Genomic DNA, 14,818 nt, shown 5'->3' on the forward strand with positions numbered 1-14,818 from the left:
CAAGCGGGCGTACCCGGTCGTTGCGCCGAACGCACCCGCGGGTGCGGCGAACGGACGCGCTCCTGGCAGGGGTGGGCCCCCGTCCTCGTGCGCCTGCCCCGGCGGACCGTGCCCGGGAGGTATCAGGAGGTTTCGCGCGGGTCCGTCAGGATGAGCCGCGCGGGCCCCCGTCGGGCCCGTCGTCGAGCACCGGCGGCGGCTCGTCGTCGTCGTTCGCGTTCATGCCCTCACTGACGCTCGAGTGCGTCCTGGTACGGTCGTCCGCGGCGCCGTCCGGCCGGTCCTCCGGACCGTCGTCGACACCGTCGGGCACCTGGTCACCGAGGTTCTCGGCGAAACTGTCGGCCGCCTGCGAGAGGCCGCCCTCGTCGTCGTGATGCGTACTGCCCACGATGGTGCTCCTTCCGGTTGCTGTCCTGCCAGCCTTGCACAGCCCCCGGACATCCGGAAGCATGCTGACGGTCCCGGAACGGCGGCACGCGGCACGGTGACGGGAGTAGGGTTGATCGGTGGCATTCCGCCACCCGATGCCAGCGGCGCCGTCGATCCCTCCGACCGGAAGCCCGCATTCCGTGCCACTCCTCCGCGACCTCGTGCACATGGCCCCCTCGGCCTCCGACCACCACCCCGCGCTGCGCTGCGCCGTGGGAGTGGGAGTCCCCCTCTTCGTCGTGCTGCTGCTCGGCAGGCTCGATCTCGCGGTGTTCGCGACCTTCGGGGCCTTCGCCGGCATCTACGGACGGAACGAGCCACACCGTCCGCGGCTCGCCACCCAGCTGCGCGGTGGTGGACTCATGCTCACGGTGATCCTCGCGGCGGCGCTCACCGCACGCGCCGACGTCGGCCCGTGGGGCCTGATCCTGCTCACGAGCGCGGTGGCGGGGCTGGGCACCTTCCTGGCGGGCCTGTTCCGCCTCCGCCCGGGTGGATCCCTGTTCCATATCTTCGCCTTCGCGGCGATCGCCTCGGTGCCGGTTCAACCGCCGCTGTGGCAGGGGCTCACGACGGCGGCGGCAACGGTGGCGTTCGCCGTCCTCCTCGGACAGGTGGGCCTCCTCTGGCCGGGTCACCGCACACCCTGGCTCAGGGCACCCGCCGATCACCCGACCGCCCGGCACCTCGCTGCCCTGGGACGCGAGGCCGCCCTGTATGCGGTGGCGGCCCTCCTCGCAGGCAGTGTGGCCACCCTGCTCGGGATCGGCCACACCTACTGGGCCATGGTGGCGGCGACGGTCCCCCTGGTCGGTCAGACCGCCCGCGCCCGCGTGACCCGGGGCCTCCAGCGTCTGCTCGGGACGTTCGCCGGGCTGGTCCTGACCGCGCTGATCCTGCTCCCGGGGCTCCCGGCATGGCAGCTCGTCCTCGTGATCGCCGTCGCGCAGTTCGCCGCCGAGATGTTCATCCTCCGGCAGTACGCGCTCGCGCAGGCCTTCGTCACGCCGCTCGCCCTCGTCTCCACGGAGCTGGCCCACCCCACCGACCCGGCGGGCCTGCTCGCGGACCGGGCCCTCGAGACGGGCATCGGCGCGTTCGTCGGGATCGCCCTGGTGCTGGCGCTGCACCTCCGGCAGCGCGCTGCGGAGGAGCGGACCATGCTCAGTCCATGACCAGCAGGACCTTCCCGGTGTGCTCCCCCGAGTCGAAGTAGGCGTGGGCGGCCGCCACGTCGGCCAGCGGGAAGGTCCGATCGACGAAGGGCTTCACGGCCCCCGTGGCGACGAGCGGCCACACGTTCCGGCGGACCGCCTCCATGATGGCGGCCTTCTCCGCGACGGGCCGGGCGCGCAGCGTGGTGCCGGCCACGCTCGCCCGTTTGCCCATGAGCATCCCGAGGTCCAGTTCCGCCGTCGCGCCGCCCTGCAGCCCGATCACCACGAGACGCCCGCCGGCCGCGAGGGACTGGAGGTTCCGCGCGAGGTACTTCGCGCCGACGACGTCGAGGATGACGTCCACTCCCCGGCCGCCCGTGGCCGCCCTGACCTCCTCGACGAAATCCTGCTCGCGGTAGTCGATGAGCGTCCGTACGCCGAGGGACCGGGCGATCTCCAGCTTCGCCGCCGATCCTGCCGTCACATGGGGCACAGCGCCCAGGGCGAGACCCACCTGGACGGCCATCACGCCGATGCCGCCGGAGGCTCCGTGGATCAGGACGTCGTCCCCGGCGGCGAGGCCCGCCTGCAGCACAAGGTTCGACCACACGGTCGCGGCCGTCTCGGGGAGGCCCGCGGCCCCGACGAGGTCCAGGCCGTCGGGCGCAGGAATCACCTGGCCCGCCGGTACGGCGACCCTCTCCGCATAACCGCCGCCGGCCAGCAGTGCGACCACGGGCTCCCCCGCTCGGAACGACGAGCCGCCCGCGTCGGCGATGCGACCGGAGACCTCGAGGCCCGGCAGCGGGGACGCACCCGCGGGCGGCGGGTAGAGGCCGCGCCGCTGCTGGACGTCGGCGCGGTTCAGGCCCGCGGCGACGACCTCGATGAGCACCTCGCCCTGCTGGGGTACGGGCTCCGGGACCTCCTGCACGGAGAGGACATCCGGCCCGCCGGCACCCTCGATGACCACTGCACGCATGCCCGCCTCCACTCCCTCGGCATTTGGGGCTCCCCGCCCTTCGTGAAACACTAGCGGTGGAAGGTTGTCCGAGCGGCCGAAGGAGCTGGTCTTGAAAACCAGTGGGCGGTCACCCCGTCTCAAGGGTTCGAATCCCTTACCTTCCGCTCCCAGGGAGGCTCCGCAGCGCGGGGCCTCCCTTTTTGCGCCTCCGCTGTCGTCGGGTGCCGGGGTGCCTGCCATCCGGTACTGTCCCGAGGAGCAACAGCCATGCCACGGGCGCCGTGGCCGATGACGGAGTCTCGATGGGTACTGGGCAGCACAGGAGCAGGGGACGCTTTCGGGCGACGGCGGCCGCAGCGGTGATCGGGGTCCTCGCCTCCGTCCCGGGCTGCGGTGTCTTCGGCCCACCCGGTCCGGAGCGCGACGCCGACGGCGCCGTGACGGCGGAGGCCACGACGGACGCCTTCTCCCTCCAGGTGGGCGACTGCATCAACGACCCGGGCACGGAGAGCGTCACCGACATCACCGTGCTGCCGTGCGATCAGCCGCACGTCTTCGAGACCTTCGCCCGCACCGACATGCCCGACGGCGAGTACCCCGGCGTGCCCGCCGCCAACACCGCCGCGGGCGAGTTCTGCGCCAGGGAGTTCGCCACGTACGTGGGCCTGGAGTACGACGCCTCGGTCCTCGAACTGCTCTACTTCTACCCTGTCGAGGAGAGCTGGGAAGCGGCGGGCGACCGCGAGATCCTCTGCTTCGTCGCGGAGCAGGGCGAGGAACCGGTGACGGGGACACTGAGGAACGCCCGCAGATAGCGGGTATCCCTCCCGCCGAGAGATCACCTGGTTCAGATCTTCGGGAGGCTCACGGTGGTTTGGTAACCAGATGTTCACGATGTTCTGGTTGTCTACTCCTGGGGATGGAATGTCACCTGTGTCACATATGGTGCTCATGCCAACGCGCCCACCCATCGACGGGTCGGCGGGCTACACACACGGCCGTCTTGCGGCCATCGTCAAGGAGAAATCGAACGAATGGTTAATTCGTCATGGAAGGGTGCGCTCGGTGCGGCGCTGTCGGTGGGGCTCATCGCCTCACCGATGATCGCACTGCCGGCCGGTGCGGTGGAGACACCACCGGCGACGGCGTCCGTCGCAGGGAACGGCGTCGTCATCAACGAGGCATATCTGACCGGCGGTTCCGCAGGGACGCCGTTCACCAACAAGTACGTGGAGCTCTACAACCCCACCGATGCACCCGTGAGCCTGGACGGCTGGTCGCTGCAGTACCGGGCGCCCGTATCCACCGCGACCCCGGGCGCAACCGCCCTCAGCGGCACCATCCCGGCCAGGGGCTACTTCCTGATCCAGGGAGGCACCAACGGTACGGCGGGTTCCGCTCTGCCCACCCCTGATCTCACAGCGGGAATCAACCCCGGTGCCGCAGGCGGCGTCCTCGTGCTGGCGAACCAGGCCACGAGCGTCGGCGCCCTGCGCACCGGCACCATCGTCGGCACGCCCGGCGTCGTCGACGCCCTCGGCTACGGCACCGCCACCGCGTTCGAGGGAACGGTCGCTCCGACCCCCGGTTCCGGGAGCACGAAGTCCGCCAACCGCACGGCCTTCGCCGACACGGACAACAACGGCGCGGACTTCACCCTGCAGGACCCGACGCCCACGAACAGCGGCACGACCCCGGGCGGACCGGCTCCCACGCCGACCCCTACTCCCACCCCCACACCGACCGAGCCTCCGACCCCCGGCCCCGTCACCCCCATCCGTGACATCCAGGGCACCGGAACCACGACACCCCTGTCCGGGCAGACCGTGACCACTCGTGGCAAGGTCACGGCCGCCTACCCCACGGGCGGTTTCGCCGGCTTCTACCTGCAGACCGCGGGCAGCTCGGCAGCAGCCGACCAGACCGCCTCGGACGCCCTCTTCATCTACTCCCCCGACACGGTCGGGTCCGTCGCCGTGGGCGACTACGTGGAGGTCACCGGGACCGCCGGGGAGTTCTTCAACCTGACGCAGCTCACCGTCCCCGCCGGTGGCACCACGAAGCTCACCGAGGCGGCCGAGGAGCCCAAGGCCTCGACCATCGCACTGCCCGCCACGGAGGCGGCGCGTGAGGCAGTCGAGGGCATGCTGTTCCAGCCCTCCGGCGCGTACACCGTTGCGGACAACTACACGCTCAACCAGTACGGCGAGGTCACCCTGGCCGCCGGCACCGAGCCCCTCCGCCAGCCGACCGACGTCGCCCGCCCGGGCACGGCGGAGAACGCAGCGGTCACCGCGGACAACGCGGCCCGGAGCGTCCGGCTCGACGACGGCGCCTCGACCAACTTCTTCACCGGGGCGAACCGCGACAAGGTACTCCCGTACCTGACGCAGTCCCAGCCCGTGCGCGTCGGCTACGGCGCCACCTTCACCTCCCCTGTGGTCCTCGATTACCGCAACAGCGCCTGGAAGTTCCAGCCGCTGGCCGAGCTCGACGGCGCGAACCCGGGCGGCGTGCAGCCGGTGCAGTTCGCCGGCGAGCGCCCCGCCGCTCCGGCGGAGGTGGGCGGGAACCTGAAGATCGCATCGTTCAACGTACTGAACTACTTCCCCACCACCGGTGAGGACCAGACCGGCTGCCGGTACTTCACCGACCGCGCGGGCAACCCGATCACCGTCGACGGCGGCTGCAACTCCCGTGGCGCCGCGAACAAGGTCAGCTTCGAGCGCCAGGAGGCGAAGATCGTCGCCGCCATCAACGGCCTCGACGCCGACGTCGTGACGCTCATGGAGGTCGAGAACTCCGTGCGCTTCGGCAAGGATCGCGACGCCGCGCTCGCCACCCTCGTGGAGGCGCTCAATGAGAAGGCTCCCGGCACCTGGGACTACGTCCGTTCACCCGCGGCCGTTCCGGCTCCCGCCGACGAGGACTTCATCCGTACCGCCCTGATCTACAAGCAGGCCGTGGCGGAGCCTGTGGGCGAGTCCGTCATCCTCAACGACAAGGTGGCGTTCTCCAACGCCCGCAAGCCCCTCGCGCAGGCGTTCAAGCCGGTGCGCGGCACGGAGGCGGAGACCTTCCTCGCGATCGTCAACCACTTCAAGTCCAAGGGCTCCGGCCCCAGCTCCGGCGGCGACGCCGACAAGCGCGACGGCCAGGGCGCCTGGAACGCCGCACGCGTCACGCAGGCCAAGGCCCTCGTGGCCTTCGCGGACACCATGAAGGCGACGGCGAAGACGGACAAGGTCTTCCTGACCGGCGACTTCAACTCGTACACGCAGGAGGACCCCATGCAGGTCCTGTACGAGGCCGGGTACGTCAACCAGGGCGAGAAGGAGGGCGACTTCTCGTACGTCTTCTCGGGCCTGAGCGGCTCGCTCGACCACATCCTGGCCTCGCCTGCCGCGGAAACCGCCGTGACGGGCGTGGACACGTGGAACATCAACTCCGCGGAGTCGGTCGCCCTCGAGTACAGCCGGTTCAACAACAACGTCACCGACTACTACGTGGCGGACCAGTACCGCGCCAGCGACCACGACCCCGTGATCGTGGGCCTCGACCTCGCGCCCGCGGACACCACCGCGGAGCTCAACCTGCTGAACATCAACGACTTCCACGGCCGGATCGACGCCAATACGGTGCGCTTCGCCGGGACCGTCGAGAAGCTGCGCGCCGAGGCCGGTGAGGACAAGACGGCGTTCCTGTCCGCCGGGGACAACATCGGGGCCTCGCTGTTCGCCTCATCCCTGCAGGACGACCAGCCCACGCTCGACGTCCTCAACACCCTGGAGCTCGACGCCTCGGCCGTGGGTAACCACGAGTTCGACAAGGGCCTGGAGGACCTGACCGGTCGCGTGACCGAGGCGGCGGACTTCCCTTACCTCGGCGCCAACGTCTACACCAAGGGCACCACCGAGCCCGCCCTCGACGAGTACACCATCATCACGGTCGACGGCGTCGACGTCGCCGTGATCGGCGTCGTCACCGAGGAGACCGCGTCACTCGTCAGCCCCGGCGGCATCGCGACCGTCGACTTCGGCGACCCCGTCGAAGCCGTCAACCGCGTGGCGAAGGAGATCGAGGACCAGGACCTCGCCGACGTCATCGTCGCCGAGTACCACGAGGGCGCCGGGGACGGCGTCGTCGAGCAGGCCACCCTCGAGCAGGAGCTCGCAGCAGGCGGTGCGTTCGCGAAGATCGTCACCGAAACCACACCCTCCGTGGATGCGATCTTCACCGGTCACACCCACAAGCAGTACGCGTGGGACGCTCCCGTCCCGGGCGTCACGGGGAAGACCCGGCCCATCCTGCAGACCGGTTCCTACGGCGAGTTCGTCGGCCAGATCAGCCTGACCGTCGACAAGGCCACCGGGGACGTCCAGTCCTACACGGCGCGCAACGTCGCACGGACCACGGACACCGACGCAGCCCTCGTCGCCGGCTTCCCCCGGGTCGCCGAGGTCAAGCGCATCGTCGACGCGGCCCTCGCGGAGGCCGCGGTCATCGGCAGCCAGCCCGTCGGATCCGTCACCAAGGACATCACGTCGGCCTTCATCGGCGCTGCACGTGATGACCGTGGTTCGGAGTCGACGCTCGGCAACCTCGTCGCCGATTCGCTGAAGGCCAGCCTCTCCTCCGCGGAACGCGGCGGAGCACAGATCGGGGTCGTCAACCCGGGCGGACTCCGCAACGAGCTCTACTACGCACCCGACGGCGTCGTGACGTTCGCCGAGGCGAATGCTGTGCTGCCGTTCGTGAACGACCTCTGGACCACCACCCTGACCGGTGCGCAGTTCAAGGCGATGCTCGAGCAGCAGTGGCAGCCCGACGGCAGTTCGCGGGCGTTCCTGGCCCTCGGTCTCTCGGACAACGTGAGCGTCACCTACGACCCCACGCTCGCGCGGGGTTCGAGGATCACCTCCGTCACGATCGACGGTGCACCGCTGGACCCGGCGAAGGGGTACCGCGTCGGTACCTTCAGCTTCCTCGCCCAGGGCGGTGACAACTTCACCGCCTTCCGTGAGGGCACCGACACCCGCGAGTCCGGTCTGGTGGACCGTGACGCGTGGATCGACTACATCAGGGCGAACAGCCCGCTGTCGCCGTCGTTCGACCGCCGCAGCGTGCAGGTACAGGGTGCTCCGACCACGGTGAAGGCCGGCGACGCCGTCACCTTCGCGGTGTCGAAGCTGGACCTCACCTCGCTCGGCAGCCCGGTGAACACCACGCTGGCCGCGAGTTTCGTGGCCGCGAACGGCACCATCACGCAGCTCGGGTCCGTCCCGGTCGCCGGCGGTAGCGCCACGGTGAACCTCACCATCCCGACGACCGCGAGCGGACAGGGACGGATCGTCCTGACGGCCGCACCGAGCGCGACGACGGTGACCCTGCCGGTCAGCGTCGAAGCGGTCACTCCGGCCGAGCCGCCCAAGCCGGGCAAGCCGGAGAAGCCCGTGAAGCCGGTGAAGCCCGGCAAGCCGGGCAAGCCCGCCTGCTCCGAGCCTGCTCTGCCGGCGGAGGGCGCGAACAACGGTAGCTGGGCGAGCTACCGCGCCCACCTGGCGAACTACCAACGCTGCCTCGAGGGCTAGGTAGATCGCCGGATTCCGGCCCGCATGATCAAGGGGACCTTCACCAGCATGGTGAAGGTCCCCTTTTTCGGCATCGGAACCGGGCCCGGGAGCGTCCGGCTGCGTCCGGTTACATCCGGTTACATCCGGCTGCGTCCGGCTCCCGAACGCGGCGACTCAGACGGCCCGCTCCAGGAGCGCGGCGGCGATCGCATCGGCGTCGAGCAGTGTCCTGCCGCCCGCCTCCAGCGACGCCCCGGCCTCGGCCGCGATGGCCGTCCCCCACTGGACGGAGGCGAGCTGTAGACCGATCACGAAGAGGTCGTCCTGGGCCCGGCCGGTGCTGTCGACCGCACGGTAGGGCGGCAGGGTGACGTCCAGCCCGGCGGAGGTGACCGGCACGCCGTCCTCCCCCATGAGGGTCCGCGGCCTGACGGTGCCGTCCTCCAGGAGGGTACGCATGAGCGGGGACAGGCTCGTGGTCACCCGGTTCGCGGGCATCATCGCCTCCACGAGGTAGCGCGCCGTGAAGGAATCGCCCTGGACCCAGGGGGAGGTCGCCCGGAACAGTCCCTCGTCCGGGTCGAAGCCGAAGCTCGGGTTCGGCCCCACGAAGCGGACGACGCCTGCGCGCACGAGCGCGGCGAGCTGCGCGATCCGCACCGGCGGCGGTCCGCTGGCGAGGCCCTCGACGAGCGGCTCGAACCAGCCGCGCAGCTCGGCGTTCCACGACGAGTCCGAGATCCCGCCGTCGGCCACCGCCTGCTTGATCACCGACCTCCCGGCGTTCATGGCACCGATCGCCATCTTCAGGGGGTCGTCCTCGCCCTCGGCCGATCCGGCCGCGTCGGCGTCGAGGTAGGCGAGGACGGCGGCCGCATACTCCTCGCCGTCGGCGAAGTGGCGCCGCGCGAACGGCTGCGCGAGGGCTTCGACGTCGAGCCGGAGACCTGTGGGCACGGCGCGGGCGACGGCATCCCCCGCAGCGGCCTCCCAGGCAGGGCCGTCGATCCCGATCGCGGTGTCGAGCTCCGCGAGGAACACCTCGGGCGACACCGCGAGTACCCGGTCCGTGGTGCGGCAGAGCGTCGTGTAGTACGCCCAGAGGACGTCGCGGTGCAGCAGCGGCCACAGGTCGTGGTCGAAGCCGGGCTGGACACCGGACCGCCGGAAGGCGAGGACCCGGGCCGGCGTGCAGTAGCGCAGTGTGACGCTGCGCGGGATGTAGGAGTCGAGGGACGCCTTCGCCCGGTAGGGCACCCCCCGCCGGGAGGCCGCGACGATCCGGGGCTCCCGCCCGGACGGCTCGTACTCGAGCCGGCCACCGTCGGTGGGTGAGAACCTCCCGCCGCGGCCCTCCGTCAGCTGGATCATGGCGTCGAAGAAGTTGAGGCCGAGCCCGCGGACCAGGACGGTCTTCCTTGCGGGGAGGCGGCTCCAGGCCACGTCGGCGGGGACGGCGGGCGGCCAGTACTGCAGCCCGTAGCGGGCGGCGACGTCCTGCAGCCTCGCCTGCTCCGGGGTGAGGGTCGCCGCGAGATGCCCCAGCGCAAGAACCACGTCTTCGACGTGCAGCCGGGAGCCGTCGTCGAGGAGGATCCGCCACCCGTCCGCGCGACCGGGTCCGTCGCCCGGCACCTGGTCGTCCGCGGCGTCGTCGAAGCGCTGGAGCCCGACGGCTTCCTTGCGGTGGTGCGCGACGGTGATACCCGGCGCGGCCCCACGCACGACCTCCGCGAACGTCCACGCGAGGTACCGGCCGTAGAGCGCGCGGCTCGGAAAGTCCCGTGAGGTCAAGCGCGCGCATTCGGCGAGATCTTCGTCGCCCAGTCCGGTGACCCGGCCGGCCTGCACGCGCATCCGCCAGGCGTCGAAGGAGACGCCGCCGGGCGAGGCTGGGACGTCTGCTGCGGCCGGGCCTGCCGGGACGACCGTCGGGTACAGACAGGGTGTATTCATGAGGAACAGTCTCGACTGGTCCGTCTGCCAGACATGTCCCGGGCCGGGCTCGTAGGGCTCGATCACGTGCAGGGCGAGGTCGGGGGCAGCTGCCCCCAGGGCACGATGACGGGCGATCAGCCGCTCCACCACGGAGGTCCCGCGGGGTCCGCCTCCGATGACGGCCACGCGCCTTGCCTCCTGGTTCTTCACGCCCCAAGCGTATCCAACCCCGCCGCCGCGCCCGGCTGCCGGTCCCGTCACAGGACGGCTCCCGCTGCAGGAGCCCTGCATAGGATGAACGGATGACGCACTCGACCGAGACCACCGCGCCCACGGACGACCCCTTCCTCTGGCTCGAGGACATCTACGACGAGGACGGCCTCGCGTGGGTCCGCGCGGAGAACGCCCTGACCGAGGACGCGCTCCTGACTCCGGCCTTCAACGCCCGGGAACGGGGCATCCTCGAGGTGCTCGATTCCACCGACCGCATCCCCATGGTGGGCAAGCACGGGAGCCACTACTACAACTTCTGGCGCGACGCCGAGCACCGGCAGGGCATCTGGCGGCGGACCACCTGGGACAGCTACACCTCGGACACCCCGGACTGGAAGACCCTGCTGGACGTCGATGCCCTGAGCGCCGCCGAGGGGACCGAGTGGGTCTGGGGCGGGGCGCTCTTCCTCCGCCCCGCCGACGGCTCCCCGTACGAGCGGGTGCTCGTGGTCCTCTCCCCCGACGGCGGCGACGCCGCGCGGTACCGGGAGTTCAGCCTCACCACCCTCGACTTCGTGGACGGCGGCTTCGACATCCCGACCGCTAAGAGCCGTATCGGCTGGGCCGGGCCGGACGCCCTGCACGTCGGCACCGACTTCGGGCCGGGTTCGATGACGTCGAGCTCCTACCCCCGGACCGTCCGGACGTTGCGGCGCGGCGGCGACCTGGCCTCCGCGGACCCGTACTTCGAGGTGGACGAGGACCACATGATGGCCCTCGTGCTGCACGACCCCACACCCGGGTTCGAGCGCGACATCGCCGTCGACACCATCGACTTCTACACGCGCCGCACCTACCTGCGGCAGGACGGCGGCTGGCGCCTCATCGAGGTGCCCGAGGACGCGAGCATCTCCCTGCACCGCGAATGGCTGATCGTCCGCCCGCGCACGGACTGGGCCGCGGGCGCCGACACGCACGCCGCCGGCTCCCTCCTCATCATCGCGCTGGAGGACTTCCTCGCCGGCAAGCGCACGTTCGCGACCGTCTTCGCCCCCGACCCGTCCACGTCCCTCCAGTCCTGGAGCTGGACCCGTGACCACCTCCTCCTGAACCTGCTGCGCGACGTGTCCTCCGAGATCCGCATCCTCGACCCGGCGAAGGACTGGGCCGCGGACCTCCTCGATGCGTGCCCGCCGCTGCACTCCGTGGACGCCTACGCCGTCGACGACGAGGACGACGAGACCGGTAACGACTACTGGCTCATCGCCACCGGGTTCCTCACACCGTCCACGCTCTACCGGGGGACCATCGGCGGGGAGCACGCGGCCGTCAAGTCCTCGCCGTCCTACTTCGACGAGGCCCGCTTCGCGGTCGAGCAGCACTTCGCCGTCTCGGACGACGGCACGCGTGTCCCCTATTTCCAGGTGGCGCAGAAGGACCTGGTGCTCGACGGCGGCAACCCCACACTGCTGTCCGGTTACGGGGGCTTCGAGCACTCGATGACGCCCGCCTACAGCGGTGTGATCGGGCGCGGCTGGCTCGAGCGCACCACGGAGGACGGCCGGCACGGCGTGTACGTGCTGGCGAACATCCGCGGAGGAGGCGAGTACGGGCCGCAGTGGCACCGGGCCGCGCTGCAGGCGGACCGGCACCGCGCGTACGAGGACTTCGCGGCCATCGCCGAGGACCTGGTTCGGCGCGGCGTGACGCAACCGGCACTGCTCGGCTGCACGGGCCGGAGCAACGGCGGCCTGCTCGTGGGCAACATGCTCACCACCTACCCGCACCTGTTCGGCGCCATCTCCTGCGGCGTGCCCCTGCTCGACATGCGCCGCTACACGAAGCTGTCCGCCGGCTACTCCTGGATCGCCGAGTACGGCGACCCCGACAAGCCCGAGGAGTGGGAGTACGTGCAGACCTTCTCGCCCTACCACCTGCTCCGCGACGACGTCGCCTACCCGAAGACGCTCATCTGGACGGCGACCAGCGACGACCGGGTGGGCCCGGTGCAGGCCCGCAAGATGGCCGCGAAGATGAAGGACCTCGGCATCCCGGACGTCTGGTTCCACGAGGCGCTCGAGGGCGGCCACGCCGGCGCGGCCGACAACCGGCAGGCCGCGAGGATGCACGCCATGAGCTTCGAGTTCCTCTGGAGGGCGCTCACCGGCTCGCTCTGACACTCGCGGCGCGCGAGAGCCCGCACGGCAACGCCGTGGGGACGGGGTGGTTTTGCTCTTGCCGTCCCCTTCTGGGTAACCTTGGGAGGCTAGCGATAGCCGATGGAGACGTGCCAGAGCGGCCGAATGGGCTTCACTGCTAATGAAGTGTGGGCCTAAAGCCTACCGGGGGTTCAAATCCCCCCGTCTCCGCGTCAGGGCCCCCGGTGTTCCGGGGGCCCTTCGCGTTCCCGGACCGGGCCGTTATGCCTTGAGCGCCAGGGCGAACGGCAGCACACCCGAGGCACCGGCGGTGCGCAGCGCCCGCCCCGCCTCGGTGATCGTCCAGCGGCTGTCCGCGAAGTCGTCCACGAGCAGCACCGGCCCGGGATTCGCGGCGAACCAGGCGGCGCCGCCCTCGGGGACGGCGAAGTGATCCCATACCGACGCCAGGCGGAAGGCGCTGTTGCCCCCGGGCTGGCCCTGCGGGAAGCCGAGCGGGGTGGCCAGCTGTCCGAGGTAGGGGATGCGGCCCACCTGGGCGAGCGCCTGCGCGAGCGACCCGATGAGCTCCGGCCGCCGTCGGGAGGGGACGCTGACGACGGCGACCGGCCGTTCGTCCCAGCCCCACTGCACCAGCACGCGTACCACCGCCTCGATCACCGCAGGATCCAGCGGCGCGTCCGGCGTGGCATCCGCCAGGAGCTCACGCAGCCTGTTGCCCCAGCCGAGATCGGTCAGGCGCGCCAGGGCCCGTCCGGGCAGGCTGACCTCGCCCGGCTTCAGCTTCCCCTTCAGGGGCACGCCCAGCTTGTCCATCCCGGAGGGCCACTGGCCCCGCGGTTCCAGCTCCACGCCGACCCGGCTGAGGGCCTGGCTCGCGGAATCGGAGGCCCCGTGCGCCACCTCGTCCGAGTACCAGGGGCCGGCGCAGTTGTCGCAGCGGCCGCACGGGGTGGCGGCCGGGTCGTCGAGGGACCGGGAGAGGAACTCCATGCGGCAGCCCGCGGTGTTCTCGTAGTCGAGCATGGACTTCTGCTCCACCATGCGGGCCTCGCTGATGCGGCGGTACCGGTCGGCGTCGTACGTCCAGGGCGTCCCGGTGCTCTCCCAGCCGCCGGTCACCTTGCGGACGGCGCCATCGACGTCGAGCACCTTGAGGAGCAGCTCGAGGGGCGAGCGCTTCAGGTTGACCCGTGTCTCCAGCGCCGGCGTGGACAGGACGACGCCAGGCTCCAGGGCCTCGAGCACGCGCAGTGCGGCGTCCTGGGACGGCATCGACGCGGTGGCGAAGTACTCCCAGATGTCGCGGTCCTCGGCGCCGGGCAACAGCAGGACGTCGGCGTTCGGCGTCCCGCGGCCCGCGCGCCCCACCTGCTGGTAGTAGGCGACGGGCGAGGACGGCGCCCCGAGGTGCACCACGAAGCCGAGGTCTGGCTTGTCGAAGCCCATGCCGAGCGCGCTGGTGGCCACGAGCGCCTTGACCTCGTTGTTCTTCAGGGCCGCCTCCGCGGCCTCGCGGTCCGCGGGATCGGTGCGTCCCGTATAGGCACGGACGGCGTGCCCGTTCTCGCGCAGCAGCCGGGCGGTGTCCTCGGCCGCCGACACGGTCAGGGCGTAGATGATGCCGCTGCCCGGCAGGTCGGACAGGTGGGTGAGGAGCCAGGCGAGGCGGGAGCGGGGGCTCGGCAGGCGCAGCACGCCGAGCCGCAGCGATTTGCGCGCCAGCTCGCCGCGCAGCGTGAAGACGTCCGTGCCGCCCGCGCCGAGCTGCTCCTCCACGTCCTTCACCACGCGGGAGTTCGCCGTGGCCGTGGTGGCCAGCACGGGAACGCCCTGAGGCAGTCCCATGATCAGCTCCCGCAGGCGCCGGTAGTCGGGGCGGAAGTCGTGGCCCCAGTCCGAGATGCAGTGCGCCTCGTCGATCACGAGCAGCCCCGTGCGCCGCATGAGCTCCGGCAGGTACAGCTCGCGGAAGGACGGGTTGTTGAGGCGCTCGGGCGAGACGAGGAGGACGTCCACCTCGTCCCGCTGGAGCTTCGCCTCGATGTCCTGCCACTCGGTCTGGTTCGCCGAGTTGATGGCCTCGGCACGCACCCCGGCCCGGGCTGCAGCGGCCACCTGATCCCGCATGAGCGCGAGCAGCGGCGAGACGATCAGCGTGGGGCCGGCGCCGCGGGCACGCAGGAGCAGGCTCGCCACGAAGTAGACGGCTGACTTCCCCCATCCCGTGCGCTGCACGACGAGGGCCCGCCGCCCACCCTCGACGAGCGCCTCGATGGCCTCGAACTGCCCCTCATGGAAGTGCGCGTCGGGTGATCCGACGAGGGTGTGCAGGATGGCGGTGGCTTGCTCGTTGAGCGTGGTGGTCGACGACATTTCCCC

8 protein-coding genes and 2 tRNA genes are annotated in these 14,818 nt (G+C 70.9%); 6 read left to right on the forward strand and 4 right to left on the reverse strand.

Going from position 1 to position 14,818, the window contains the following annotated elements:
* Positions 1-145: 145 nt before the first annotated feature.
* Complete coding sequence (locus tag AC4D2O_RS00365; RefSeq protein WP_490904464.1) at positions 146-391, reverse strand: hypothetical protein; 246 nt, start codon at positions 389-391, stop codon at positions 146-148.
* A gap of 181 nt (positions 392-572) precedes the next feature.
* Between AC4D2O_RS00365 and AC4D2O_RS00370 the strand changes: the two genes are divergently transcribed.
* A complete protein-coding gene (locus AC4D2O_RS00370; protein WP_490904465.1) occupies positions 573-1,607 on the forward strand; it encodes an FUSC family protein in 1,035 nt (344 codons plus the stop codon).
* Here AC4D2O_RS00370 and AC4D2O_RS00375 read toward each other — a convergent pair.
* A complete protein-coding gene (locus tag AC4D2O_RS00375) occupies positions 1,597-2,571 on the reverse strand; it encodes an NAD(P)H-quinone oxidoreductase (RefSeq protein ID WP_490904466.1) in 975 nt (324 codons plus the stop codon). The genes AC4D2O_RS00370 and AC4D2O_RS00375 overlap by 11 nt on opposite strands.
* Positions 2,572-2,629: 58 nt before the next feature.
* Between AC4D2O_RS00375 and AC4D2O_RS00380 the strand changes: the two genes are divergently transcribed.
* The 3 genes from AC4D2O_RS00380 (at position 2,630) to AC4D2O_RS00390 (ending at position 8,144) form a co-directional block, all read left to right on the forward strand.
* Positions 2,630-2,717: transfer RNA gene (locus tag AC4D2O_RS00380), tRNA-Ser, on the forward strand.
* Between the two features lie 138 nt (positions 2,718-2,855).
* The gene (locus AC4D2O_RS00385; RefSeq protein WP_490904468.1) at positions 2,856-3,368 is read left to right on the forward strand and encodes a septum formation family protein; all 513 of its coding nucleotides are present in this window, start codon (positions 2,856-2,858) and stop codon (positions 3,366-3,368) included.
* 219 nt (positions 3,369-3,587) lie between these two features.
* Positions 3,588-8,144, forward strand: coding sequence for an ExeM/NucH family extracellular endonuclease (locus tag AC4D2O_RS00390; protein ID WP_490904470.1), 4,557 nt, complete (start codon positions 3,588-3,590; stop codon positions 8,142-8,144).
* A 156-nt stretch (positions 8,145-8,300) separates the two neighbouring features.
* On the opposite strand, the gene AC4D2O_RS00395 is transcribed toward AC4D2O_RS00390, so the two are convergent.
* Positions 8,301-10,274 carry an FAD/NAD(P)-binding protein gene (locus AC4D2O_RS00395; protein WP_490904471.1) on the reverse strand — a complete coding sequence of 658 codons (1,974 nt, stop codon included), beginning with the start codon at positions 10,272-10,274 and terminating at the stop codon, positions 8,301-8,303.
* Positions 10,275-10,366: 92 nt separating this feature from the next.
* Between AC4D2O_RS00395 and AC4D2O_RS00400 the strand changes: the two genes are divergently transcribed.
* Positions 10,367-12,454 (forward strand): prolyl oligopeptidase family serine peptidase, encoded by a 2,088-nt coding sequence (locus AC4D2O_RS00400; RefSeq protein ID WP_490904473.1) that lies wholly within the window; start codon positions 10,367-10,369, stop codon positions 12,452-12,454.
* A gap of 104 nt (positions 12,455-12,558) precedes the next feature.
* Positions 12,559-12,646 (forward strand) — tRNA-Ser (locus AC4D2O_RS00405).
* A 51-nt stretch (positions 12,647-12,697) separates the two neighbouring features.
* Here AC4D2O_RS00405 and AC4D2O_RS00410 read toward each other — a convergent pair.
* Complete coding sequence (locus AC4D2O_RS00410; protein WP_490904474.1) at positions 12,698-14,812, reverse strand: RecQ family ATP-dependent DNA helicase; 2,115 nt, start codon at positions 14,810-14,812, stop codon at positions 12,698-12,700.
* Between the last annotated feature and the right edge of the window lie 6 nt (positions 14,813-14,818).

The organism is Arthrobacter sp. TJ-238 (genome assembly GCF_058269215.1).

Bases quoted from the DNA above. Each gene is read 5' to 3' on its own strand.
- AC4D2O_RS00375 (WP_490904466.1), bottom strand. From the start codon at position 2,571: ATGCGTGCAGTGGTCATCGAGGGTGCCGGCGGGCCGGATGTCCTCTCC.
- AC4D2O_RS00400 (WP_490904473.1), top strand. From the start codon at position 10,367: ATGACGCACTCGACCGAGACCACCGCGCCCACGGACGACCCCTTCCTC.
- AC4D2O_RS00410 (WP_490904474.1), bottom strand. From the start codon at position 14,812: ATGTCGTCGACCACCACGCTCAACGAGCAAGCCACCGCCATCCTGCAC.
- AC4D2O_RS00385 (WP_490904468.1), top strand. From the start codon at position 2,856: ATGGGTACTGGGCAGCACAGGAGCAGGGGACGCTTTCGGGCGACGGCG.
- AC4D2O_RS00390 (WP_490904470.1), top strand. From the start codon at position 3,588: ATGGTTAATTCGTCATGGAAGGGTGCGCTCGGTGCGGCGCTGTCGGTG.